Origin of the sequence: Pseudoalteromonas sp. APC 3694, from assembly GCF_030407565.1 — a bacterium.
Lineage (GTDB): Bacteria > Pseudomonadota > Gammaproteobacteria > Enterobacterales > Alteromonadaceae > Pseudoalteromonas > Pseudoalteromonas tetraodonis.
This window is the reverse complement of record NZ_JASDDE010000002.1, coordinates 1-23,436: the sequence shown is the minus strand read 5'-3', so window position 1 is coordinate 23,436 and position 23,436 is coordinate 1. Positions and strand designations below refer to the sequence as shown.

Annotated in this window: 21 protein-coding genes and 1 pseudogene; 10 read left to right on the top strand and 12 right to left on the bottom strand. The window is 41.1% G+C overall.

The genetic code is table 11. The features are described from left to right. Positions 1-354 precede the first annotated feature (354 nt). Positions 355-552, top strand: coding sequence for a CsbD family protein (locus QMA00_RS01120; protein ID WP_076921415.1), 198 nt, complete (start codon positions 355-357; stop codon positions 550-552). 109 nt (positions 553-661) lie between these two features. On the opposite strand, the gene QMA00_RS01115 is transcribed toward QMA00_RS01120, so the two are convergent. From QMA00_RS01115 to metA, 8 genes are all read right to left on the bottom strand, one after another. Continuing rightward, entirely contained in the window at positions 662-1,192 is a 531-nt protein-coding gene (locus QMA00_RS01115; RefSeq protein WP_290155505.1) for a hypothetical protein, read from the bottom strand. A gap of 85 nt (positions 1,193-1,277) precedes the next feature. Then, complete coding sequence (locus tag QMA00_RS01110) at positions 1,278-1,973, bottom strand: aspartate/glutamate racemase family protein (RefSeq protein ID WP_076923131.1); 696 nt, start codon at positions 1,971-1,973, stop codon at positions 1,278-1,280. 432 nt (positions 1,974-2,405) lie between these two features. Beyond that, positions 2,406-2,849: a hypothetical protein gene (locus QMA00_RS01105; protein ID WP_076923133.1), complete on the bottom strand. Its 444-nt coding sequence runs from the start codon at positions 2,847-2,849 to the stop codon at positions 2,406-2,408. A gap of 57 nt (positions 2,850-2,906) precedes the next feature. Then, a complete protein-coding gene (locus tag QMA00_RS01100) occupies positions 2,907-3,662 on the bottom strand; it encodes a hypothetical protein (RefSeq protein ID WP_076923134.1) in 756 nt (251 codons plus the stop codon). Positions 3,663-3,716: 54 nt separating this feature from the next. After that, the gene (locus QMA00_RS01095) at positions 3,717-4,583 is read right to left on the bottom strand and encodes a hypothetical protein (RefSeq protein WP_076923135.1); all 867 of its coding nucleotides are present in this window, start codon (positions 4,581-4,583) and stop codon (positions 3,717-3,719) included. 250 nt (positions 4,584-4,833) lie between these two features. Next, positions 4,834-7,464, bottom strand: a complete 2,631-nt coding sequence (gene metH / locus QMA00_RS01090; protein ID WP_262977328.1) for a methionine synthase — start codon at positions 7,462-7,464, stop codon at positions 4,834-4,836. A 10-nt stretch (positions 7,465-7,474) separates the two neighbouring features. After that, positions 7,475-8,545 carry a homocysteine S-methyltransferase family protein gene (locus tag QMA00_RS01085; protein ID WP_076923137.1) on the bottom strand — a complete coding sequence of 357 codons (1,071 nt, stop codon included), beginning with the start codon at positions 8,543-8,545 and terminating at the stop codon, positions 7,475-7,477. Further along, a complete protein-coding gene (gene metA / locus QMA00_RS01080) occupies positions 8,535-9,482 on the bottom strand; it encodes a homoserine O-succinyltransferase (protein ID WP_008465491.1) in 948 nt (315 codons plus the stop codon). Before metA ends, QMA00_RS01085 begins: the two co-directional genes overlap by 11 nt. A 224-nt stretch (positions 9,483-9,706) precedes the next feature. Here metA and ettA point away from each other — a divergent pair, with 224 nt between their 5' ends. The 3 genes from ettA to QMA00_RS01065 all read left to right on the top strand — a co-directional run bounded on the left by ettA (position 9,707) and on the right by QMA00_RS01065 (position 12,846). After that, positions 9,707-11,380 (top strand): energy-dependent translational throttle protein EttA, encoded by a 1,674-nt coding sequence (ettA, locus tag QMA00_RS01075; RefSeq protein WP_024601901.1) that lies wholly within the window; start codon positions 9,707-9,709, stop codon positions 11,378-11,380. 137 nt (positions 11,381-11,517) lie between these two features. Continuing rightward, positions 11,518-11,880, top strand: a complete 363-nt coding sequence (locus tag QMA00_RS01070; protein ID WP_076923138.1) for a PilZ domain-containing protein — start codon at positions 11,518-11,520, stop codon at positions 11,878-11,880. 57 nt (positions 11,881-11,937) lie between these two features. After that, entirely contained in the window at positions 11,938-12,846 is a 909-nt protein-coding gene (locus tag QMA00_RS01065) for a histone deacetylase (RefSeq protein WP_076923139.1), read from the top strand. Here QMA00_RS01065 and QMA00_RS01060 read toward each other — a convergent pair. Continuing rightward, positions 12,847-12,963, bottom strand: a pseudogene (locus QMA00_RS01060) (AraC family transcriptional regulator); the annotation flags it as partial. It lies immediately after the preceding gene. A gap of 85 nt (positions 12,964-13,048) precedes the next feature. Here QMA00_RS01060 and QMA00_RS01055 point away from each other — a divergent pair. Further along, the gene (locus QMA00_RS01055) at positions 13,049-14,185 is read left to right on the top strand and encodes an ISAs1 family transposase (RefSeq protein WP_248475029.1); all 1,137 of its coding nucleotides are present in this window, start codon (positions 13,049-13,051) and stop codon (positions 14,183-14,185) included. Here the strand turns inward: QMA00_RS01055 and QMA00_RS01050 are convergent. Then, a complete protein-coding gene (locus QMA00_RS01050; protein WP_262977071.1) occupies positions 14,182-15,078 on the bottom strand; it encodes an AraC family transcriptional regulator in 897 nt (298 codons plus the stop codon). The two genes, QMA00_RS01055 and QMA00_RS01050, sit on opposite strands and share 4 nt — an antisense overlap. Then, entirely contained in the window at positions 15,062-15,970 is a 909-nt protein-coding gene (locus QMA00_RS01045) for a GGDEF domain-containing protein (protein WP_290155494.1), read from the bottom strand. Before QMA00_RS01045 ends, QMA00_RS01050 begins: the two co-directional genes overlap by 17 nt. Before the next feature lie 285 nt (positions 15,971-16,255). On the opposite strand from QMA00_RS01045, the gene QMA00_RS01040 reads away from it, so the two are divergent. The 5 genes from QMA00_RS01040 (at position 16,256) to QMA00_RS01020 (ending at position 22,392) form a co-directional block, all read left to right on the top strand. After that, complete coding sequence (locus tag QMA00_RS01040; protein WP_254843694.1) at positions 16,256-17,410, top strand: TonB-dependent receptor plug domain-containing protein; 1,155 nt, start codon at positions 16,256-16,258, stop codon at positions 17,408-17,410. Continuing rightward, entirely contained in the window at positions 17,332-18,561 is a 1,230-nt protein-coding gene (locus QMA00_RS01035; RefSeq protein ID WP_254843695.1) for a TonB-dependent receptor, read from the top strand. The genes QMA00_RS01040 and QMA00_RS01035 overlap by 79 nt, the downstream gene beginning before the upstream one ends. A 64-nt stretch (positions 18,562-18,625) precedes the next feature. Next, positions 18,626-19,600, top strand: a complete 975-nt coding sequence (locus QMA00_RS01030; RefSeq protein WP_076923142.1) for a metallophosphoesterase — start codon at positions 18,626-18,628, stop codon at positions 19,598-19,600. A gap of 11 nt (positions 19,601-19,611) precedes the next feature. Next, a complete protein-coding gene (locus QMA00_RS01025) occupies positions 19,612-21,579 on the top strand; it encodes a phytase (RefSeq protein ID WP_076923143.1) in 1,968 nt (655 codons plus the stop codon). Between the two features lie 135 nt (positions 21,580-21,714). Continuing rightward, a complete protein-coding gene (locus QMA00_RS01020) occupies positions 21,715-22,392 on the top strand; it encodes a hypothetical protein (protein WP_290155490.1) in 678 nt (225 codons plus the stop codon). A 95-nt stretch (positions 22,393-22,487) separates the two neighbouring features. On the opposite strand, the gene cyoE is transcribed toward QMA00_RS01020, so the two are convergent. Beyond that, a complete protein-coding gene (gene cyoE, locus QMA00_RS01015) occupies positions 22,488-23,372 on the bottom strand; it encodes a heme o synthase (protein ID WP_290155489.1) in 885 nt (294 codons plus the stop codon). Between the last annotated feature and the right edge of the window lie 64 nt (positions 23,373-23,436).

The following is a 23,436-nucleotide window of genomic DNA, read 5'->3' as shown; positions in this document are numbered from 1 at the left end:
TTTCACTAAAAATCTCTAGCTTGAGAAAATAAAAATAAATATCATTTTGATTCAATATGTTAGTAAATCTCTTAACCAGAGTTCAGGTTACTTATAAAAAACCAGCACAGTGTCCCTGCAATAACCCCCCCTGAAGTGACAGTCCCTGAAATAATTACAAGCCACCCTGCAGAATTTTTATAAAGCTCGCCACCAGCTAAAAAACTTTACGCACCAAAAAAGCATAAGCAGTTGATATATTAAGCGTTTCACTTTCTGGTATAGCCTTTGCAACTTTATAAGTGAACGTTAAAAATCATTTTATTAGTAACGCTTTTAAAATGAAAAATCATCACTCTTAATAAGGAGCTAATTATGCATAGCGATCGTATCGAAGGAAATTGGAAAGAACTTAAAGGTAAAGCGCAGCAAAAATGGGGCGATCTTACCAACGATGATTTAGATAAAATTGAAGGTAGCCGTACCGAGCTTGTTGGTAAAATTCAGCAAAAATACGGTAAATCGAAAGAGGAAGCCGAGCGCGAAGTAAATGACTTTGAGAAAGGCCATTAAAATAAAGCGTGTTAACAGCTTTACTTGCTAATAAAAAACCGCCATTTGGCGGTTTTTTTGTTGGTTAATAATAGAATCACTAGATTTAACGTATTCGGTAATTTTTGAATTAACCAGCCTGTTTATTATTTGAAATCGACGTCAAAAGTTCAGATGTCAGCTGCCTATCTATCTGAGCATTTTTTTCACTCAGTTTATGAATAAACTCTAAAGGTGTAAGCCCATGTGATTTTTCTTTAATGGTAATACTCGCGCCTTTATCCATTAAAAGTTGCACTAAACCAAAGTCATTAAGCAAAATAGCCGAGTGTAGAGGTGATAAACCATCTATGTGACTTAACGTATTTACTTTGATTCCTTTAGAAATAAAGTATTCGATATAAGCATCGCGCTTATCTATATCTTTAATTTCAAATAAAAATGCTAGACCAGCGCCTGATTCAAGTGATTCAATATCACTCTTATCTGCTCTATAATTAAGTAAGTAATATTCACAAGCGTCACTTGGGATGTAATGAGTATTCTCATCAGTGCTGCAAATAATAACATCTTCAATATCACTATTAATAAGCGAATATAAAGCAACTGCAGAATATCCAACAGATAATAAAAGTAACAAATAAATAGTAAGCTTTTTCACCTCTACCCCCAAATTACTTTACTCTCAGCATCACTGTATGCAAGCATAACGAAGTGATTATTTACAGAATTAAGCTCAATCTTATTTATTTAGCCAGCGCTAGTTTTACTGCTGCCTCGGCATGTATTTTGGTGGTATCGTAAAGCGGAACCTGCGTATGTTGTGGTTTTACCAACAAGGCGATTTCAGTACAGCCTAAAATGATGGCCTGCGCGCCTTGCTCAAATAATCGCTCTATAATGCGTATATAATCAGCTCGCGAATCGTCATCAATAATACCTTGGCATAACTGCGAATAAATAACCTCGTGCACTCGCTTTCGCTCATTAGGCTGAGGTATTAATACCTCAATGTTATGCTTATCGGTTAAACGCTCTTTGTAAAAGTTTTGCTCCATTGTAAATTGCGTGCCCAATAACCCTACTCGCGTAATGCCATCGTGCTTTAATTGCTCGGCGGTGGCATCGGCGATGTTCAAAATAGGAATGGTAATATTACTGGCAATCTCATCGGCCACTTTATGCATAGTGTTGGTACAAATAAGTAAAAAGTCGGCACCACCAACCTCTACAGATTTAGCTGCCTTGGTGAGTAACTTAGCTGTTTGTTGCCAATCGCCTTGATGCTGTAGTGCTTCAATTTCCGCAAAATCGACGCTCACCATACAACTTTTGGCACTATGTAGTCCACCCAATGAGTGTTTAACGCCTTCGTTTAAAGCTTTGTAATAGCTGGCTGTTGACTCCCAACTCATACCTCCGAGCATGCCAATCGTTTTCATAAAATTGCCTTGTTTAAAAGTGGTTAAGAGCAAGCCGATTACTACACAGATATGCGACAAAACAATAAGCTAAAATACCTGTAAAGTCTTGCATAGCGAACCCTCTGACTCATTATATTTTATTCTGCCTTGCTGTTTTGCTAACTATCAGGTGTTGACTTAACAACGAATTTTTCAAATAAACCATTTAGTGGGAAATAAATTACCAAATAAATAGCTAGGAAAAGTAAAAACTCCATATAAAAAGGTAGATCTTTTAGGTTTATTATTGAATCAGTTAAATAGCGGCTAACAAACGATGTAATGAATGCAGATAAAAATATAACGACTAAGTTTGAAGTTTTTTTATTCATGTAAATCCTTTTAAAAAAGCTAATTGCACAACCAATTCCATTATCGTAGTTTATGCGACTACAATTATTGTTTTAATATTTATATATAAGATAATTCAATATCTACTTTTACCACATCATTTTTAATAGCCCATTGAAAAGCATCACTGTTTTCAATAAACGCCCTAAGACTATCAACCTCATTTAACGCAGAACACCACTGACTCGTTGTTGAAAGCGCAAATGCAGCCTCGCTTGGTAAAAATTTAAAAGTCGTACTAAGTTGCTGCATAGCATCTGTAGCTTCATCTATGTCGTCTAAATCAGGAATAATTTGACGTGTAATATCAACAATAAAGTAGTCTTTACTAAGGCTATCTACCCCGCACTGAAAAAGAAGCATATCGCCGTCATACTCTAAATTAGTATTTTCAATTCGGTAGCTTTCATATAAATCAATAACCAGTTTAATCAACTGTTTAACATTATAGTTTTTATAAAATTCAGAGCTTTCAATTTTAAGTTTTATATCTTCTATTTTCATATTTTATTTATAATTCTATTTAAAAATTAGTAACTATGTGCTCTTTTCGCTACTGTATTAACCTTTACTTACAACGTCTTCAAATAACAATTGCTTATCGTCTTTATATACTTCAAGCCAACCAAGTGAAGATGTATCGCAACCAATAATAGTGACATGTAACACGTAACTGTAACGCCCGTTTTTAAACGTATAGTGATGATTGCCGCCACTACCTTCAAAGGTAATATCACCATTAATTAAAACGATATCAGGCTTGTCGCTTGGGCTTTTATCAATACTCCACGATGCATAGCGGAAGTTTCCATCGCCTAAATTATCAACGCGAACACGATAGCTAGCCGTTTTCCAATCAAGCACTGGCTCTTCAAATGTATTAATACTTAAATGGAGTGATTGTTTATCTTGAGCAATTAACTTTTCTGCATGTGCTTGCTCAGTGCTATTTTGTGTATTCACAGCAATAACTTTGCCGTCTGTGTCTACCCACATTACGCCGTTATTTAGCATAATGCCACGCCAACCTACGCTATCCCAATCGGTATCGATATTTGAACTGGCAATAACGCCAACAAGTTCCTCATCAAACACTTCATCAAAGCGGGTAATAAACTCAGCTTCATTTTTAATGTCGGGCAATGGATATTGCCTTTTTAGAGGGTAGCGAATATGCGCAGCAATCGCAGTTTTATCATGCGTTTTAAAAGCAGTAATAACAGGTAAAACACTCTCGTGATACTTTTGCTCAAGCGCAAATGTGTTCGATGTGAAAAATAGGGATAGGCAAAGCAATATGTAATTTAGATACTTCATTAAAAAACCTTCAATTTTGACTTTCGTTATGTGCTAATACTTTGACCTAAAATCTTAAAACATACCTTTCTGTTGAGGCGCTTCTTTATGATCGGTAACTTTCGTAATAAGTTTTTCGATCTTCAAACCTTGCGGTGTTTTAGTCTGAATTATTTCTATTTCAACTATTAATAGATCCCCTTTTCCAAACCTCTCTCCCTTATCAACAGTATCAATAAACTCTCTATCAGTAATTTCTGCATAAAAACTGGACTGTCCATCAAATAATTTCCACTTATTTCCATCTTTAAAGGATGGAGATTCAATCGTTAAACCTGTAGTAATTGTATTTTTTGAAATTGGTAAATCGAAATCAAGAGGTTTAAAAAATTCAGCATCATTAGCCGAAGCTTTAGTTTGGATATCAAACTTTGAAGATTTTAACTTTACTTCGCTTAATCCTTTAACCAAAGGCTCCCTAATAAATGTATCTAACGAATTAGCAGCTTTTGGATCAGAAAGAACGTTTAGCGTTTGAATATGAAATACCTGAGTATGACCATTAGAGTTTTCGATATTAACTGTATTCGCGTTACTATCTGGTGTGCACTGCTTCGGTTGATTGCCAGCTAAATGAATACACAATTTAATTGAGTCAGTAGCCAGAGTAATAAGGTCTTTGGGGGAGCTAGTACAAAATAATGCTCCAGAGGATAAACCTACCACCTGTAGTAAAAAATCAATATCAAATGATTGCCCTCTAAAACCTGAGACATCCATACATAGCGATGCATCTTTACCATAAGCTTCTGTTGTAATCACGTTCATAAATTCATCTAGTGCTAAAATATAGCGAGCAACATCTTTCGCTTTTAGCTGCCCTTTTTCAACTGCTGCACCGTAATATTCAAGAGATAGCTGATCTTCCGTAATTGTCTGCATTATAATTCCTTAATTAGAGTAACTAAAACTTAGTATTCTTTATGCTTAGTCCAAAAAATTAATACCTAGACTACACGTTCAATTCATTCAATAGTCACATCTAATGCCTATTATGTAAACAATTGAGTTATCGATATTTATTGCGATAAAAAGATACAAAAATAAAAAACGAGCCTACCTTGGCTCGTTTTTGTTTTACTGATAGCTGACAGCTAAAAACTGACCGCTTCAACTTTTGACCGCTGCTCTTTTACTCCGGCTCATACCCCAAGTTAGGCGATAACCATCTTTCGGCTTCTGCGAGCGTCATATTTGTTCGCTTAGCGTAGTCTTCAACCTGATCCTTCTGTATTGCAGCAACGGCGTAGTATTTCGCTTGTGGGTGTGAAAAGTACCAGCCCGACACCGCAGCACCTGGCCACATGGCGTAAGAGCTGGTGAGCTGCATACCAATGCGTTTTTCGGTATCGAGTAACTGCCAAATTTTCTTTTTCTCGGTGTGCTCTGGGCACGCTGGGTAACCCGGTGCGGGGCGAATACCTTGGTAGTTTTCGCGAATGAGTTCATCGTTAGGCAGGTTTTCATCTGGTGCATATCCCCAATACTCTTTACGCACTTGTTCGTGCAAGTACTCTGCAAATGCTTCGGCAAGCCTGTCGGCAACCGCTTTTACCATTATTTTATTGTAATCGTCTTGCTGTGCGTCGAACGCATTGGCTAGGTAGTCTTCTTCTAAGCCACCTGTTACCGCAAACGCACCAAAGTAATCAGGCGTGCCTTTTGGCGCAATGTAGTCGGCTAAACAGTAATTAGCAAAGTCGGTTTTTTCGGTTTGCTGACGTAAATGGCACGAAGTAGTTAATAGCTCTTTTCGCGTTTCGTCGGTGTATATTTCTATATCATCACCCACACGGTTTGCAGGGAATAAACCAATTACACCTAGTGGTTGCAAAGTGCCTGATTTTTCAAGGTCGTCGAGCATATCGTTGGCGTCTTTAAACAAGCTTTGTGCTTGTTCACCCACTACTTCATCGTCCATTATGCGCGGATATTTACCGGCGATTGACCAGGTCATAAAGTACGGCGTCCAATCTATATATTTACGTAGAGTCGCGATTGATACATTTTTAAACTCGGTCACGCCCAGCTTTTTCGGCACGGGTGGTGTGTAGTTATCCCAATCGAGCTTTGCAGCATTATCGCGGGCGCGCTGTATGGTAACTGGTTTTGAGCGCGGCTTTTTGCGTGCTTGTTGTTCGCGTACTTTGTCGTATTCGGCGGTGGTTTTAGCTAAAAATTCTGCTTTGTGATCTTTAGAAAGTAAATTAGACACCACACCCACCGCGCGGCTGGCGTTATTTACATACACTACGCCTTTATCATACTGCGGCTCTATTTTTACTGCAGTATGCGCTTTTGAGGTGGTTGCCCCACCAATCATGAGCGGTAGCTCAAAGCCACGACGCTTCATTTCTTTGGCAACATGTACCATTTCATCAAGCGACGGAGTAATTAAGCCCGAAAGGCCTATGATATCGGCTTTTTCGTCAATCGCGGTTTGCAGTATTTTATCTGCTGGCACCATTACCCCAAGGTCGATTACTTCGTAGTTATTACATTGTAGTACTACGCCTACGATGTTTTTACCTATGTCATGCACGTCACCTTTTACGGTAGCCATAACAATTTTACCGTTGGTGGCGCCTTCCTCTTTTTCGGCTTCAATGAATGGGTCAAGGTAGGCCACGGCTCGCTTCATCACACGAGCCGATTTAACCACTTGGGGTAAAAACATTTTACCGGCACCAAATAAATCCCCAACCACGTTCATGCCATCCATGAGTGGCCCTTCAATGACGTGAATAGGTTTATCGGCGCCAGCACGGCACTCTTCGGTGTCTTCATCTATAAAGGTGGTTATGCCTTTTACAAGGGCGTGCTCCAAGCGCTTCTCTACAGGCCAAGTGCGCCATTCTAAATCTTCTACCCGCTCAGCTTGTGCCATGCCTGAATATTTAGGCGCAAGTTCAACAAGGCGCTCGCCCGCACCTGAGTCGGTGTTAAGAATTACATCTTCTACGGCTTTACGAAGCTCCTCGGGGATGTCGTCGTAAACCGCAAGCTGCCCTGCGTTTACTATGCCCATATCCATACCCGCTTTTATAGCATGGTATAAAAACACCGAGTGAATCGCTTCACGTACCGGGTTATTACCTCTAAACGAGAATGATACATTAGACACCCCGCCCGACACTTTACAATGGGGTAAGTTTTGCTTAATACGGCGGGTGCCTTCAATAAATTCTACGGCATAATTGTCGTGCTCTTCTATGCCGGTGGCTACGGCAAATATGTTGGGATCGAAAATAATGTCTTCTGGCGGAAAGCCAATTTCGTCGACTAAAATACGGTAGCTGCGCTCACAAATTTCAAACTTACGATCGGCAGTATCGGCTTGGCCGTCGGTATCAAACGCCATCACAACAGCGGCGGCGCCAAAGCGTTTTATAATTTTAGCTTGGCGAATAAACGGCTCTTCACCCTCTTTGAGTGAAATGGAGTTAACAATGGCCTTGCCTTGAATACACTTTAGGCCTGCTTCTATAACTTCCCATTTAGAGGAGTCGACCATAATAGGTACTTTAGAAATATCAGGCTCTGAAGCAATTAAGTTTAAAAACTTCACCATGGCGGCTTTTGAGTCCAGCATGGCTTCGTCCATGTTGATATCAATAACTTGGGCGCCATTTTCTACTTGTTCACGGGCCACATTAAGGGCGGTCTCGTAGTTTTCTTCCATGATCAAACGTTTAAACATGGCCGAGCCAGTCACGTTAGTACGCTCGCCGACATTGGTAAATACTGCAATTTGTTGGGTCATTGGCGGCTCCTTAATTTAAGTTACAGGCTTCTAGGCCTGATAAACGCATACGCACTTCAAGCTCAGGTAATTTTCGTGGTGCTGTGCCTTCAAGCCCTTTGGCAAAGGCACGAATGTGCGCAGGCGTAGTGCCGCAGCAACCGCCTACAATATTAATAAAGCCCGATTTACCCCAATCTATGATCTCTTTTGCCATGTCGTCTGCTTCTAAGTCGTATTCTCCAAACTCATTGGGTAAGCCCGCGTTAGGATGAACAGAGACAAAGGTTTCGCACACACGTGATAGCTCTTCAACGTATTGGCGCAGTAAATCTGGCCCAAGGGCGCAATTTAAGCCAATTGAAAGCGGCTTAATATGGCGAATAGAGTTATAAAATGCTTCGGTGGTTTGCCCTGAAAGCGTACGGCCTGAGGCATCGGTAATAGTACCTGAAATCATCACTGGCAATGTGCGCCCTGCTTGTTCAAACGCTTCTTCTACTGCGAACGATGCCGCTTTTGCATTAAGCGTGTCGAATATGGTTTCGATTAAAATTATATCTACACCGCCCTCCATAAGCGCAAGGGTTGACTCAACATACGCAGTCACTAACTTATCAAAGGTGATATTACGATAGCCGGGGTCGTTTACATCCGGCGATAACGAACACGTTTTAGACGTTGGCCCTAAAACACCTGCTACATAGCGCGGTTTTTCTGGGGTTTTAGCACTAAATTCGTCACATACAGTGCGGGCTAACTTAGCTGACTCTAAATTAACTTCACGGCTTATACTCGCCATGTCGTAATCTTCCATCGAAATGGTGGTCGAGTTAAAGGTGTTAGTTTCGATAATATCGGCTCCGGCGGCTAAAAAGCTGCGGTGTATATCAGTAATAATTTCAGGCTTGGTTAGGCTTAATAAATCGTTGTTGCCTTTAATAAGCACGTGCCAATCTTTAAAACGTTCACCACGGTAGTCTTGCTCTTCAAGCTTATGCGCTTGGATCATGGTTCCCATTGCACCATCTAAAATTAAAATGCGCTGTTTGAGCGCAGCGCTCAGCTCTTGATGCTTATTGTTTTGAGGATTATTCGGCATAGTTGTTAGTCCTTACGTCTTGGCTAACTAAGTTAATATCATAGGGTGTGGTTTGGTAAACGTAATAATTTAACCAGTTTGAAAACAGTAAAAACGCGTGACTTTGCCATGTTTTAGACGGTTGCTTGCTGGTATCGTCATCAGGAAAATAGTTTTCGGGCTTTGGCGCATCAGGGCTTTTTTGTAAATCGCGCTCATATTCGGCTTTTAAACTGTCGGCATCGTATTCTGGGTGGCCGGTAATAAACACTTGGCTGCCCGATTTATTTTTAAGTAAATAAGCCCCGACTCGTTCAGAGCCCGCTAATACCACCAGCTCTTCACAAGCGTTTATTTTATCTATATCTATGTGGCCATAACGTGAGTGCGGCACTAAAAAGGTATCGTCAAAGCCGCGGGTAAGTGCACCATGGGCAAAGTAGCATTGATGGGTAAACACCCCGCAGAGTTTGTTGTCTTTTAAATCGCGCTTTAAATTATAACGGTGATATAAAGCCGCGTGGGCAGCCCAGCACGAAAACAAGGTAGAGGTTACATGCTGCTCGGCCCAATCAATAATCACTTTGAATTCTTCCCAATACGCCACTTCTTCATACTCTAAATGTGCCAAAGGCGCACCGGTAATTAATAGTGCATCGTAATTATTGTTTTTCACTTCTGAAAAGTAACGATAAAAGGTATCTAAGTGTTGCTCTGAGTTGCTACTGCTACGATGTGTGTCAAGGCGCAGTAGCTCTACATTTACTTGCAGCGGAGAATTAGCCAACAAGCGAATAAACTGTACTTCGGTTTCTACTTTATTAGGCATAAGATTAAGAATAGCCAAACGCATAGGGCGTATTTCTTGCGTTTTTGCACGTGTTTTTGGCATTACAAACACGTTTTCATGACGTAAACGTGCAATAGCTGGCAATTCGTCTTCTACTGTAATTGGCATTCTTAAAGCTCCTGCTCATAAAAACCGAGAATTAATACGCTCTCATTATGAACAGAATGTGAAAAATATCAACCTCTAGATGTATAGATGTCTAAATGAAATTTATTCACTCGGTTTGTACAAATTGAATATGTACTTTAAAACAGCCCCATTCGTTGACTGTTTCACCTGTGAGCCACTACAATACAGCATTGAAATTTTTATTATTATTGAAGGCTTCTTCTATGGTTTTACCTGATAAGTTTATATTCTCGATGAGTCGAGTATCTAAGGTTGTGCCACCAAAACGCACTATCTTAAAAGATATTTCGTTGCATTTTTTCCCTGGTGCAAAAATTGGTGTGCTAGGTCTAAATGGTTCTGGTAAATCATCATTACTACGCATTATGGCAGGTGTTGATGAAGATTTTGAAGGTGAAGCTCGCCCTCAACCAGGCACTAAAATTGGTTACTTGCCGCAAGAGCCTGTTTTGGACGAAAGCAAAACAGTTCGTGAAATTGTTGAAGAAGCTGTAGGTGAAGTAAAACATGCCCTTAACCGCCTTGACGAAGTGTATAACGAATACGCAATGGAAGGCGCTGACTTTGACGCACTGGCTAAAGAACAAGGTGAATTAGAAGCGATTATTCAAGCGCATGATGGTCATAATATCGATAACGTATTAGAGCGTGCTGCCGATGCACTTCGTTTACCTGAGTGGGATGCTAAAATTGAGCACCTATCGGGTGGTGAACGCCGTCGTGTTGCTATTTGTCGTTTGTTACTTGAAAAACCAGATATGCTTATTCTCGATGAGCCAACTAACCACTTAGATGCTGAGTCGGTTGCCTGGTTAGAGCGCTTCTTACATGACTACGAAGGCACCGTTGTGGCAGTAACGCATGACCGTTACTTCCTTGATAATGTTGCTGGCTGGATCTTAGAGCTTGACCGTGGTGAAGGTATTCCGTGGGAAGGTAACTACTCGTCTTGGCTTGAGCAAAAAGATGCCCGCTTACAGCAAGAGCAAAAATCTGAAAAAGCACGTCAAAAATCAATTGCACAAGAACTTGAATGGGTTCGTTCAAACCCTAAAGGTCGTCAAGCTAAATCAAAAGCGCGTATGGCACAGTTTAGCGAGCTACAACAGTCTGATTACCAAAAACGTAACGAAACCAACGAATTGTTTATTCCACCTGGCCCACGTTTAGGTGACCAAGTATTAGAAGTAAACAACTTACGTAAAAGCTTTGGCGACCGTGTTTTAATTGATGATTTAAGCTTTAGCATGCCTAAAGGCGCTATTGTGGGTATTATTGGTGCCAATGGTGCAGGTAAATCAACGCTATTTAAAATGTTAAGCGGTGAAGAACAGCCAGATAGCGGTAATATCAGCATTGGTGAAACAGTAGAACTGGCAACTGTTGATCAGTTCCGTGGCAACATGGACGAAAGCAAAACGGTATTCCAAGAAATCTCTGACGGCCAAGATGTACTAAAAATTGGTAACTTTGAGTTCCCAAGCCGTGCTTACGTTAGCCGTTTTAACTTTAAAGGTAACGATCAGCAAAAGTTTGTTAAAGACTTATCTGGCGGTGAGCGTAACCGTTTACACCTAGCTAAGCTGTTAAAAGCAGGCGGCAACGTGGTACTTCTAGATGAGCCAACCAATGACTTGGACGTTGAAACATTACGTGCTCTTGAGAATGCTATTTTAGAATTCCCAGGTTGTGTCATGTGTATCTCGCATGACCGTTGGTTCCTTGACCGTATTGCTACACACATTTTAGATTACCGCGACGAAGGCCAAATTAACTTCTTTGATGGTAACTATACTGAATACGAAGAGTGGCTTAAAAAGACTCTTGGTGCAGAAGCTGCACAGCCTAAGCGCATAAAGTATAAAAAAATTGGCTAACAGCCACAGTGAATAAGTTAAAAGCCCTGCATTTTATGCGGGGCTTTTTTATGCGAGCTATTTTTATCTTTGAGCAAATTGGCGTGTTGAGCATTACCAGCTATGCTTATTATAAATAACAACTTTATAAGATTATTATGCAAAACCGTCGGCAATTTTCTCGTATTATGTTCTCTACAGCAGCGCAATTGGAAACGGCTAGCTCCCAGTATGCATGTACCCTATTAGATATTTCTTTACATGGTGCACTGATCACTAAAAGCGATGCCTTTACAGGCAACAAAAATGACGAAGCAATATTACGTTTTACCTTGCCACAAAGCGATATTGAAATAAAAATGCCGGTGGTTATTCGTCACATAGAAGAAAATCATGTTGGCCTTAAATGCCATAGTATTGATATAGACAGTATCACGCATTTAAAGCGTTTAGTTGAGCTAAACCTTGCCGATGAAACATTATTACACCGTGAGCTTGAAACGCTTATTCACCAAACATAAATAGACGCACTGCGTGAAGTTGATTACCATAACCAAAAATAATTAAACGACGCAGATATGAGTTTAAATCCCAATCTACCTTTAGTTTATCATCCTAATTACTCGTTTAGTTTTGATCCCAAACATCGCTTTGTAATGAGTAAATTTGCTCAGCTACACCAGCATGTTAAAACCCTTGGGCTTGCTGGCAGTAATATCACAGAACCACCACATGGTAGTGTAGAAGAGCTAGAAATAGTACATTGTGAAAACTACATTCACGATTTATGGCATAACCGCCTAGATGAAAGAGCCATGCGCCGTATTGGCTTACCCTGGTCACAAGCACTAATGAACCGCACATTTACCGCTCCGCTAGGAACACTGCAAACCGCGCGTTTAGCGCTTAAAAATGGGCTTGCGTGCCATTTAGCGGGCGGCACTCACCATGCTCATAGTGATTTTGGCTCAGGTTTTTGTATGGTGAACGATTTAGCTTTTACCGCACAAACGTTAATTCAAAATCGTGAAGTGACCAACGTACTGATTTTTGATTTAGATGTTCACCAAGGCGATGGCACCGCAGCTATGCTGGCTCATCAACCTTATGCGTTTACCTGTTCAATACACTGTGAGAAAAACTTCCCGTTTAGAAAGTCCCCTAGCGATTTAGATATTGGTTTAGCCAATAATATGCAAGATGCTGAATATTTAGGTATTGTTGACGATACGCTACAATTTTTATTAAACGAGCTTAACCCGGATCTTGTTTTATACGATGCTGGCGTTGATATTTGGCAAGAGGATGGCTTAGGCAAACTGGATATTAGTTGGCAAGGGATAGAAAAGCGCGATCACTTAGTGCTTAAACGCTGCCTTGCAAATAATACCCCTGTTGCCACTGTGATTGGTGGAGGCTATGACAGAGATCATCAGCGCCTAGCAAAGCGCCATGGCATTGTTATAAAGCAAGCGGCTAGTTTTTAATTATATTTTTAACTGACTTGGCGTAAGGCCGGTCCAACGCTTAAATGCTCGGCGAAAGTTAGGAATATCATAAAATGCAAGCCGATCAGCCACTCGTTCATTACCTTGCTGGCACACCCCCCACGGCAAGATCATTATAAATTGAACTTATAGAGCAAGTAGTGATCAGATCAAGGCATAATAATTACTTGGTCGCATAAATATGAGCACTACTTTTCTGAAACATTTTAATTCAATTACAGATCCTCGCATTGAACGTTGTAAAAAGCATGAACTTATCGATATTCTTCTCCTTGCTATTAGCGCTGTGCTCTCTGGTGCAGAAGGATGGGAAGATATTGAAGACTTTGGGCACCTAAAACTTGATTGGTTAAAAAAATACGGCACGTTCAACGCAGGAATTCCAAAACATGACACGATTGCGCGCGTCATGTGTCGGTTAAAAGCAAATGAAATAGAAAGGGCATTTCAATCTTGGATATCATCACTGATTGAAATCACAGGTGCAGATATCATCGCTATTGATGGCAAAACCGCACGGCGTTCATTTACCACAAAAGACAGAAAAAGTGCCTTACACACGGTCAGTGCATGGAGTTGCCAACACCAGTTAGTGCTTGGGCAGACGGCTGTTGATAATAAAACAAATGAAATCACCGCAATACCAGAATTACTCACCCTGCTCGATATTGAAAACAGTATCATTACGTTAGATGCGATGGGATGCCAACAAGAAATAGCAAAACAAATCATCCAACAAAAAGCAGATTATATTCTTGCACTTAAAGGTAATCATTCAGGCATGCAAAAGGAACTAGAAGCGTGGTGGCACAAGTGCGAGCGTGAAAGGTTAACTAAGCATAATTGTGATGAACATACCGAAATAAGCTCAGGACATGGGCGTGTTGAAACACGTACATGCCAGCAGTTACTTATAGATAAAAGCTGGCTAGGCAAGGATTATCGTTGGCCTGGCTTAACGAGTATTATTAAGGTCAGGGCTGAAGTTCATGATAAGTCGGCAGGGTCGGATACCACTGAAACACGCTGGTATATAAGTTCATTAGACTTAAATGCAGCGCAAGCACTCAATGCAGTACGCAGTCACTGGCAGGTTGAAAGCATGCATTGGATGCTTGATATGAACTTCAGAGAAGATGAATCGAGAATACGCAAACTTCAAGGGCCATTAATGTTTAATGTAATGCGAAAGATAGCCATGGCGCTTTTTAAACAAGATGCATCTAAGTCAGCAAGTATGGCGAGGAAAAAGAAAATGGCAGGGCTAGACGATGATTACCGCTCAACCCTGTTAGAGTCTGGGATTAAAATGCGCTAGCCGTGGCACACCCCCAGTAAATGCAGAGCTTTAAGTTTATTTTGCTCATCTTGTAATTGAGAGTAACTGACACCGTGTTGTTTTAACTTACGTTTAAACGTAGCAGAGCTCATGGCAAAATACTCAGCACTGTTAGCAAGGCTGTTGTTTTTATCACGGTAAATGCGCTGGCACACAGCCTCAACAAAAGACTGTGATACATTCTTATGTAACTCACTTTGCGCTATGCACTGCTGCCACCTAAGCTGACTAGCCTCTGGGTTTGTGCACTTAAGTAGTTGTTTATTAAAGTGCCAACGGGTGTAGGGTTGTTCAAACCGAACCCGTAAGCCTAAGTGCTGCTCATATTCTTGAATATGCCGAGGGCGTTTACAAGTAAAGTCAAAATAACAATGTGGATACACATTACATACTCGTTTTAGTAAGCTCATTAACGCAGCGCTGTATATTTCAAAACAATAATTTTTTAATGACTCGTCCATACCGATACTCGGTTGCAAGTACAGATATAAATCGTCTTTAAATATATGCCTACGGGTAAATAATAAAGGGGCAATAACGGTACTAATTTGTTGTAATTGCTTCAAAGCCATACCTAAACTGGGGCTTAAACGCACACTTTGCACTACTGGGCTAACGTCATTAACCAATTGATGACCCAGTAAAAAGCCACTATCATTACTCTTCATTAAGGCTTTAAACTGGCTAATTAAAGCCAATAATTGCGATAAACTAAAGCGCTGTGATAGGTCATATAAATCTTGCTCAAAAATACCCGTACCACGCAGCAATTTATGCAGCGGGATCCCTCGTCCTTGAGCAAGCTCCACCAGCGCAGTGATAATCCCCTCGGCGCTGAGGTATTTATCGTCTAAGCTAATATACTGCTGCACCTACAAGCGCCTTTTGTTGTTGTAATTGTTGATGTAGCTGGCTGGTTTGCTGCACTGGATCTTGCTCTAAATCCATTGCCATGGTGGCGGTTAAAATATGCTGAAACTGTGCACCTTTGCTTTTTGCGACTTTAAACGCACAGTGATTAAGCGCCGCTTTCATTTGCGCTAATAGCTCTTTGGCTTGGCTTTGGCTGGTATTCGGCATAAGTACAATAAAGCAATCACCGGCATAGCGACAAAGCACATCATTTAATCGGCAATTCATTACTAATAAATCACTAATTTCTCTTAGTAACCTATCACCTTCACTAAAACCAAACTGCGCATTAAACTTTGCAAAATCACGAATATCAATAACACCTAAAGTACCCCCTTGCTGCTCTGTTTGTTGTTGCTGCATCAGTGAATGTAAGTAGTTTACTCGGTATAACCCTGTTACCGGACAGACCTTTTCATGTTCTCGCAGATGCGCTTCTCGACGACGCAATTGACGATTTAACACAAATTGCTCTTGATGCCAATAATAAAGCCCAACACTGGTAAGCGACATACCAAACGGCGCTGGTAGTGACTCAAACCAGGTGAGCCATAATTGTGAAGGTTGCTTTAACCACTCATCGAGTAAATCGAGTGTGGCTGAGAACATAAACAAACCTAAACCTAACACTAATAAGGTAGTTACTTTGCCTGGCGGGCGTGAAATAAGTAACGCAACTATCCAGCTGAGGGTCATCAACACAATACCGCCTTCACCAACAATATCGAGCCACGCAATGTCTTGCCATTGCTTAAGTTCGCCAAAGTAAGTACATATTGCTACAGCCATAACTAACAATAAAATGATGGTGTTGGTTAATTTTGCATGGTTGGTAAATGGGTTATATCGCATTAGGGTGGCTTCTTTAGTCTATGTTGGTCTGCATGCTAGCTTAGTCATGCTGTGTTCGTCAGGGTCATTTTGGCTCATTGATATGACATTGAGATTAAAATTTATAAGTATTTAACCTCGTAATAACCATTTTTAGTGCTCTGGAGCCGTGTTTAAACAGCTCAAATGTCTGTTTGAAAAGTACTAAGTTGGCGTTTTGTCAGGAATTAACTTTAAAACTGTCACATTAGCGTCATTAACTTTTTTTAGTTTGCTCACCAAACCAAGGACAACCGGAGCAAATCAATGAAACAATTTAAGTTAAATGCTGTTGTAGCGGCATTAGCACTGAGCCAATTTAGTATTATCGTGAATGCACAAGAACAAACACCACCAAGAGAACCTGAAGTAAAGGTTTCTGAAGAACTTGTGGTCTATGGTGAGATTGGTTATCGCAACCGCTCGCAAGAACTAGCGCCAACGCTTGAATACTCACAAGAATACTTTCAACGTTTTGAACCACTCACCGCCGGTGATGCACTAAAGCGTGTTCCTAGTGTTACTTTTTTATCTGACGTACTTGAATCAGACGGCGCTCGTATGCGTGGCTTAAGCCCTGCTTACACAAAAGTACTTATTAATGGTGAGGAAGTACCGGGTGCCGGTGCTGACCGTTCATTTTTTGTGGACCGTATCCCAGCAGAATTAATTGAGCGTGTAGAAATTATTCGTTCATCTAGTGCCAACCGCTCTGCCGATGCCATAGCAGGCACACTTAATATTGTACTTCGCGATGGCTACAGCTTAGACGGTGGTTATATTCGCGCTGGTGGCTTACGTTACGATGACGGCGAAATAAAAGAGAGCCTTGCGGGCGTTTACGGTACTGAATTTGCAGGTGGCCGTTTACTCGTAGGTGCCAATTTACAAGGTCGTTATAACCCAAAACAAAAATCAAGCAGACGTTATGGCGATAGCCCTGAAAATAACCCTAATTACGCTACAGACGATTTTGATAACCGTGAAGATCAATCTGATATCCGTGATGGCGATGATACCTCTTTAAATGCCAGCTTTGAGAAGGTATTTGATAATGGCGGTAAGTTTGATATTAGCGCCATGTGGGTTGATACCGACCGTACCGAAGATGAGCGCTCTTTTGAATACGACAACCCAACGGCGACATCAGGCTCTGTTGTTGAAGGGGGTAATTTACTCTCAGATAACGCAAACGTTTCGTTTATTGATCAAACCAACTACAACATTAATTCTGGCTATGAATTACCCCTACTGGGCGGTACCAGCAAATTTAAATTAGGTTATGCCAGCTTTGAAGAGTCTGTTTACGAACAAGAAGTTGAGCTTGATACCTCAGAGCTCCAATGGTGTTTGAAGAAGCAGAAGAAACCGTTGATATCGATGATAAAGAATGGTCATTACAATGGCAGCACAGCTTACTAGTAGGTGATTCAAAAGAAATCCAATTTGGTGCTTTTATACAAGGTAAAGAGCGCGATACCGCTATTTTTGTCGCTGAAGATGAGCTTGAAAAAGACTTTACCAATTGGGATCAATTTACTGAGAATCCACTGACTCTTGCCGGTTTTGACAACGCCTTTGAACCAGTGGCTGGTGGCGTTAATACCCTAGAAGAAGATCGTTTTGATTTATTTGCGCTAATCAAGCACGAAGCGGATGTGTTCTCGTGGGAGATGGGGGTGCGCTGGGAGTCAACTGATTCAAGTATTACTGATACCAATGAAGGCGTAACTGCCGAGAATGATTATGACTTTTTCTTACCGTCGGCTCACTTTCGTTATAGCATCAGCGATAACGGACGAGTCAGTGCCTCTGTTGCTCGCAGCTTACGCCGCCCTGACTTTGACTACATGACACCCGCCTTACTTGAAAAAGAGCTCGCCGATAATGACTTTTTAGGTAACTCAAGCCTTAAACCAGAATCGTCTTGGGGTATCGATTTAGGTTACGAATACCGTTTAGGTAAAAGTGGTGTTGTTGGTGTAAACGTATTTTACCGTGACGTTAGCGACCTTATTGAAATTGCCAGTACCGGTGTTGAAGGCTCTGAAGGCGAAGGCACATTTGTGCTGCAACCACAAAATACTGGTGATGGCACAGTTCAAGGTATTGAGTTTGATTTATCAACCCCACTGAGCGCCTTAAACATGCCTAACACTGGTATCTTCTTAAATTACTCTTGGCTCGACAGTGAAGTTGAAGACAGCTTTGGTAAGCGTAAATTTAATGACCAATCTGATTATGTTTATAACGTAGGCTTTATCCAAGATTTACCAACACTTGGCGCATCATTTGGTGCAACGTACCGTAACCAAGGTGATGCATACGGACGCTTTGTGGGTGAAGAAGTAACAACCTCTTACGGTGCTGATTTAGAGTTATTCGTTGAAAAGCGCTGGGATGACATCACTCTACGCCTAGTTGGTTCAAACTTACTGGATGCCAGTAAAGATGAAGTTTTCAATAAGTTTGACTCGCTTGATGATCAAAACAATCGTGCCTTTGATGAGTACGAGCTTGAATCGGAAGAAGCAGGCCCTGTGATTCAAGTAATGCTGCGTTACGCATTCTAATCACACGTATTGTCATTTTAAGCACGTAATGGCAAACCATCGCGTGCTTTTTTGGAGTTAAAACATGTTTAAATTGTCTTTCATAATGGCCGCGATACTGTGCTCATCAGCGCTTAGTGCAAACGAGCCTGTTGTTTATAAAGATGCACTATACCAACAACAAAAAATAGCTAGGTTAACTACGTTGCCTAATAGCCTTAACTTTATGGTTATTGGTGATTGGGGACACAACGGCCACTTTTACCAAAAAGAAGTGGCTCATCAGCTAGAAATTGCTATGTATCAAACTGATGCCGATTTTATCGTCTCGACCGGCGATAACTTTTACCCAAATGGCGTGGCAAGTGTGAACGATCCTCTTTGGCAATCAGCCTTTGAGAACATATACCATGGCCCGCACACATTTGAAGATTGGTATGTTGTTTTAGGTAATCACGATTACTTGGGTAATGCCCAAGCACAAATTGACTACACCGCAAAAAGTCAGCGTTGGCAGTTACCTGCAAGGTACTACAGTAAAACATTTGCGCTTGAAAACAACGAGCAAGTGTTAATGGTGTTTTTAGATACCAACCCGATTCAACCTGAATATAAAACCCGTGAAAAATACCGTTCAACCCAAGGGCAAGGCTATAAAACCCAACTTACTTGGCTTGAAACCCAACTAGCTGGCAGTAACGCAAAATGGAAAATTGTTGTTGGCCATCACCCGCTTTACTCTAGCGGTAAACGCTTTGGACGCAACCAAGGTCTTCGCGACATTTTAGAACCTATTTTAGAACGCCATAACGTGCACGTTTATATCGCAGGGCACGAGCACGACTTGCAATACAATCAACCAAAAAATAGCAAGGTGGCTCACTTTGTCTCTGGTGGTGGCAGTGAAGCACGGTTTGTAAAACAACGTGAATTTACCCGCTACGCAGAAGCAACACCGGGTTTTTTAAGTGTCTCTATCAATGGCGAAACTCTCAGTGTAAGCGCGATTAATCACCTTGGTGAAGTACGTTTTAGCACTGAAAAGCACATAGATAAGTAAAGGATAAAATAATGAACTTTAAACTAAATACAATTTCAGCTGTGCTTGGCAGTGCACTTCTATTGACTACTATAAGCGGCTGTACACGTAATAACGATACGCAAAATAATGCAGCAGTTACAAAACCATATATTGAAAAAACAGACATTGAAACCAAATTATTTGGCCCACAACAATACATGCAAGGCTCACAAGCAGCAGCGCTAGGTAATAATCAATGGCTAATGGCGAGCGAAAGCCAGGGTTTATTACTTACCGATAACGAGAAAAGCAGTGTGCTGCTCGCCGGTAACTTTGAGTCAATTTCACTGAAAAAAATAGCAGCGCAGCAATTTTTATTGGCAACTCTAGATAACAACCAAGATAATGTGGTTATTTTTAAGCTTATAAAAAATGGCCAAACTTGGCAGCTAAATGAACTCACCCGCATTAGTCCACCTCAAGCCCAGCCCGATGCCGTGTGTTTATTTAAAAATAGCAATAACGAAACTGTATCAGCATTTGTGCCAGATGTTCGCGGCTTGATCAGCGAAACGGTTATTTATGATTTAGCCACTAACCAAGCTAAAAATATCGCAGTACGTGAGTTCTCTGCAGTCACAGAGGCTTCAGGTTGTGCAGTAAATGACGACACAAAAACCCTGTATGTGAGTGAGGCAGAGCTCGGAGTGTGGGCCATTAATGCTGATGCGGAATCAGATGCCAATAAGCAACCTGTGGCTTTAGTACAGCCATACGGCGAATTAAACAGTGAAATCGGGGCTCTATCGGTATCACAAGACGGTACATTATGGCTGAGTGCCACTGATGGTAATAAGGTTTATGCTTACCAAGCTCAAACAGACAAGCTAAGCCAATGGTCGCTGGCAGGTGAGCACACAATAGAGTCTGTTGCAGCGAGCTTTATCAATGACAGTCAAGCCCAGCTGGTATTAATTGATGATGAAACAGGCGCTTACATTCAAGCAAACGTTAACTACACAGCGCAAACAGCGACTTCACAAAACAATGTCGCGATGACTCACCTTCATGCCAGCGCACAAACTACACCGGTTGCTGCGTTTGGTGATGCAGCAGATGATCCGGCTATTTGGATTAATGAGCAAGACGCTAAAAACAGCTTAATTTTAGGCACAGATAAACGCCGTGGTTTGATGGTTTATGACCTTGCTGGCAGCAAAGTACAATCGCTTAATGTTGGGCGTTTAAATAATGTTGATGTGCGCCAACATCAAGACATAAACAACCAGACCCATACGTGGATCACTGCCAGTAACCGTACTCTTAATAGCATTAGCGTATTTACTGTCGATAGTGATAACCAAGTAAACCATGTGACAGAAATAGCCACTAACCTACCTGAGATTTACGGTATGTGTATGTATTCCTCTGAGTCTGGCCATTACGTGTTTGTTAATGATAAATCAGGTTTATTTCAGCAATATAAACTCATCGGTGAGCAAAGTAATTTAAGTGGTGAACTGGTTAGAGAGTTTACTCTACCAAGCCAACCTGAAGGCTGTAGCGCTGATGATAATCTAGGCCAACTATTTGCAGGTGAAGAAGATGCAGGCATTTGGTATATCGATGCAGAGCCTACCGCTGGTAACAAAGCAGTAAAGCTACAAAGTGTTAATGAGCAACTGGTGGCAGATGTTGAAGGTATGGAAATTTATCATGCTAATGATGCTCGCTATTTAGTGGTATCAAGCCAAGGCGATAATAGCTATGTGCTTTATAAAATCTCAGATGACAAAGAGCCTAGTCTAAGCTTTGCAGGTAAGTTTAATGTAATTGCAAACCTAGATAAAGGCATTGATGGCGTAGGTGAAACTGACGGTTTAACCGTTACAGCAACGGCTTTGCCTGGTTACCCTGAAGGCATGCTTATAGTACAAGATGGCTACAATCGCATGCCCCTACAACCACAAAACTTTAAAATTATTGACTGGCGCGAAGTGAAAAAAGCAATTAGATAATAGCTAACCCTAAATGTACTGATACACGCTAAAGCTTTAGTGTGTATCACGTTTAAGCTTTACTAAAATATAACTAAAGATAATTATGTATAAATGTATACTACACTTTATATCTATAAATTAATTGAGGTTATTATGCGGCTACCCTACTTCGTATATTTATTTATCAGCATTGTATTTTGTACCAGCTCGCTTGCTAATGCCGAAGAGCCACCAGAACTTCCGCCATTAAACCCCAAATATGAAGCAGAGCATGGCATGGTATTAGTTAATAAGGGTTCAAGTGTATACGCCATTAATATTCCAAGCTTTGAGCTTCCTTATGATATGCATGTTATGTACAAGGTAGATGTATCTGATATTCCATTTTTAGATTTAGTACGTGACGCTGAGTTAGTTACCGTAAAATCAAAGCCGTTTAATATTCAACGCTTAATGCGAGGCGAAGAAGTCGCGATTACCGCAGATGTGTACCTTGGAGATTTTAGACAAGGAGGTAGCTTAGTTTACAGTGATAAATTAATAGAGCTTAGCGAGCAGTTATTTACTCGTGAGCTAACTGATTTAAGCCCAGCCTCAAAATGGCAACAGTACGATATGGTTACGCTAAAAAATAACGAGCGTATTTATATTCACCAAATAACTCAGCCACCAAGCTATCATCATATTATGTTTGTTGATTTAAGTGGAGCCTGTTTACAAAAGTTTCGCACCTCAACTGAAGTGCCCTCTGCTGGTGAGCTCAATTATCAGTTTATAAATTGTGGCACATTGAAACCCATGTTTTATGATGCTGAAAGCTTAAGTAAATAATTTAGCTTTGTTTTAGGGCCGAAAAAAGGCTCCTCGCAATGCTCAGAGCCTTTGGTTAACTTTGGGAATTAACTCGGTTCATTGATCGTTTTAGATCAGTTTAGCGCCACCAGTTGTGGCGCAATTGTTTGATAATCTAACGCCATGGCAATGCTCAAAGCGGTAATATTAATAATTGAAAACGCAAACACTTGGCGTGCCCAACGGGTGGTGTCTATGTTGTAGCGGTATCCTCTAAGTGCCATGAGTAACCACCAAAAACTGGTAATACAGGCAACGGCCATAAAGGCAGCACCGGTATAACCACTAATTGGCAATAGCATCACCACTAAAGCATATACCGCAATATAAAGCACAATATGGCGCTTAGCTTTGTTAACACCTTGCGCCACGGGCAATACTGGAATATTAGCGGCTTGGTAATCTTTAAAGCGAAAAATAGCAATTGCATATGAGTGCGGCATTTGCCACAAACTAAACATCACCAGCAGTATTAATGCACCCATATCGAACACATCCGTAACGGCGCAATAGCCAACAACAGGTGGAACTGCGCCCGACAGACTACCAATAAAGGTGCCGTAAACAGAGTTGCGTTTCATGTAGAGGCTGTAAACCCCTACATAGATGACATAGCCAAAGGCGGCAAAAAATACTGCCGCTTGAGTGGTAAAGGCAATTAATAAGCCAAAGCCAATTAGCCCTAATAACACGCCATGACTTAAAGCGGCTTTTGCAGACATTTCGCCCGTTACAGTCACACGTGAGCGAGTACGCGCCATGGCAACATCAATGTCTCTATCAATAACATTGTTTATGGCACATCCCGATGCAACAACAAGCGATAAACCAACCAAGGTAACCAACATTAACCATGGGTCTATATCACCGCGGGCGGCGAGTAAAAAACCACCGGCAACGCTGATCAAATTCCCCATAATAATACCTGGCTTAGTAACAGCTAAATAACGACGAAACATATGAAACCTCTAGGGTCTGTTGACCTTTGCGGATTAAAATTTGTTCAAACTAGGGGCGGTTTAA

What these genes read in the sequence shown, in the direction of transcription:
- metH (WP_262977328.1), bottom strand. Translation starts at nt 7,464, where the DNA reads ATGACCCAACAAATTGCAGTATTTACCAATGTCGGCGAGCGTACTAAC.
- QMA00_RS01105 (WP_076923133.1), bottom strand. Translation starts at nt 2,849, where the DNA reads ATGAAAATAGAAGATATAAAACTTAAAATTGAAAGCTCTGAATTTTAT.
- metA (WP_008465491.1), bottom strand. Translation starts at nt 9,482, where the DNA reads ATGCCAATTACAGTAGAAGACGAATTGCCAGCTATTGCACGTTTACGT.
- QMA00_RS01035 (WP_254843695.1), top strand. Translation starts at nt 17,332, where the DNA reads ATGGTGTTTGAAGAAGCAGAAGAAACCGTTGATATCGATGATAAAGAA.
- QMA00_RS01085 (WP_076923137.1), bottom strand. Translation starts at nt 8,545, where the DNA reads ATGCCGAATAATCCTCAAAACAATAAGCATCAAGAGCTGAGCGCTGCG.
- QMA00_RS01025 (WP_076923143.1), top strand. Translation starts at nt 19,612, where the DNA reads ATGAACTTTAAACTAAATACAATTTCAGCTGTGCTTGGCAGTGCACTT.
- QMA00_RS01065 (WP_076923139.1), top strand. Translation starts at nt 11,938, where the DNA reads ATGAGTTTAAATCCCAATCTACCTTTAGTTTATCATCCTAATTACTCG.
- ettA (WP_024601901.1), top strand. Translation starts at nt 9,707, where the DNA reads ATGGTTTTACCTGATAAGTTTATATTCTCGATGAGTCGAGTATCTAAG.
- cyoE (WP_290155489.1), bottom strand. Translation starts at nt 23,372, where the DNA reads ATGTTTCGTCGTTATTTAGCTGTTACTAAGCCAGGTATTATTATGGGG.
- QMA00_RS01045 (WP_290155494.1), bottom strand. Translation starts at nt 15,970, where the DNA reads ATGCGATATAACCCATTTACCAACCATGCAAAATTAACCAACACCATC.
- QMA00_RS01070 (WP_076923138.1), top strand. Translation starts at nt 11,518, where the DNA reads ATGCAAAACCGTCGGCAATTTTCTCGTATTATGTTCTCTACAGCAGCG.
- QMA00_RS01020 (WP_290155490.1), top strand. Translation starts at nt 21,715, where the DNA reads ATGCGGCTACCCTACTTCGTATATTTATTTATCAGCATTGTATTTTGT.
- QMA00_RS01040 (WP_254843694.1), top strand. Translation starts at nt 16,256, where the DNA reads ATGAAACAATTTAAGTTAAATGCTGTTGTAGCGGCATTAGCACTGAGC.
- QMA00_RS01100 (WP_076923134.1), bottom strand. Translation starts at nt 3,662, where the DNA reads ATGAAGTATCTAAATTACATATTGCTTTGCCTATCCCTATTTTTCACA.
- QMA00_RS01095 (WP_076923135.1), bottom strand. Translation starts at nt 4,583, where the DNA reads ATGCAGACAATTACGGAAGATCAGCTATCTCTTGAATATTACGGTGCA.
- QMA00_RS01120 (WP_076921415.1), top strand. Translation starts at nt 355, where the DNA reads ATGCATAGCGATCGTATCGAAGGAAATTGGAAAGAACTTAAAGGTAAA.
- QMA00_RS01110 (WP_076923131.1), bottom strand. Translation starts at nt 1,973, where the DNA reads ATGAAAACGATTGGCATGCTCGGAGGTATGAGTTGGGAGTCAACAGCC.
- QMA00_RS01055 (WP_248475029.1), top strand. Translation starts at nt 13,049, where the DNA reads ATGAGCACTACTTTTCTGAAACATTTTAATTCAATTACAGATCCTCGC.
- QMA00_RS01030 (WP_076923142.1), top strand. Translation starts at nt 18,626, where the DNA reads ATGTTTAAATTGTCTTTCATAATGGCCGCGATACTGTGCTCATCAGCG.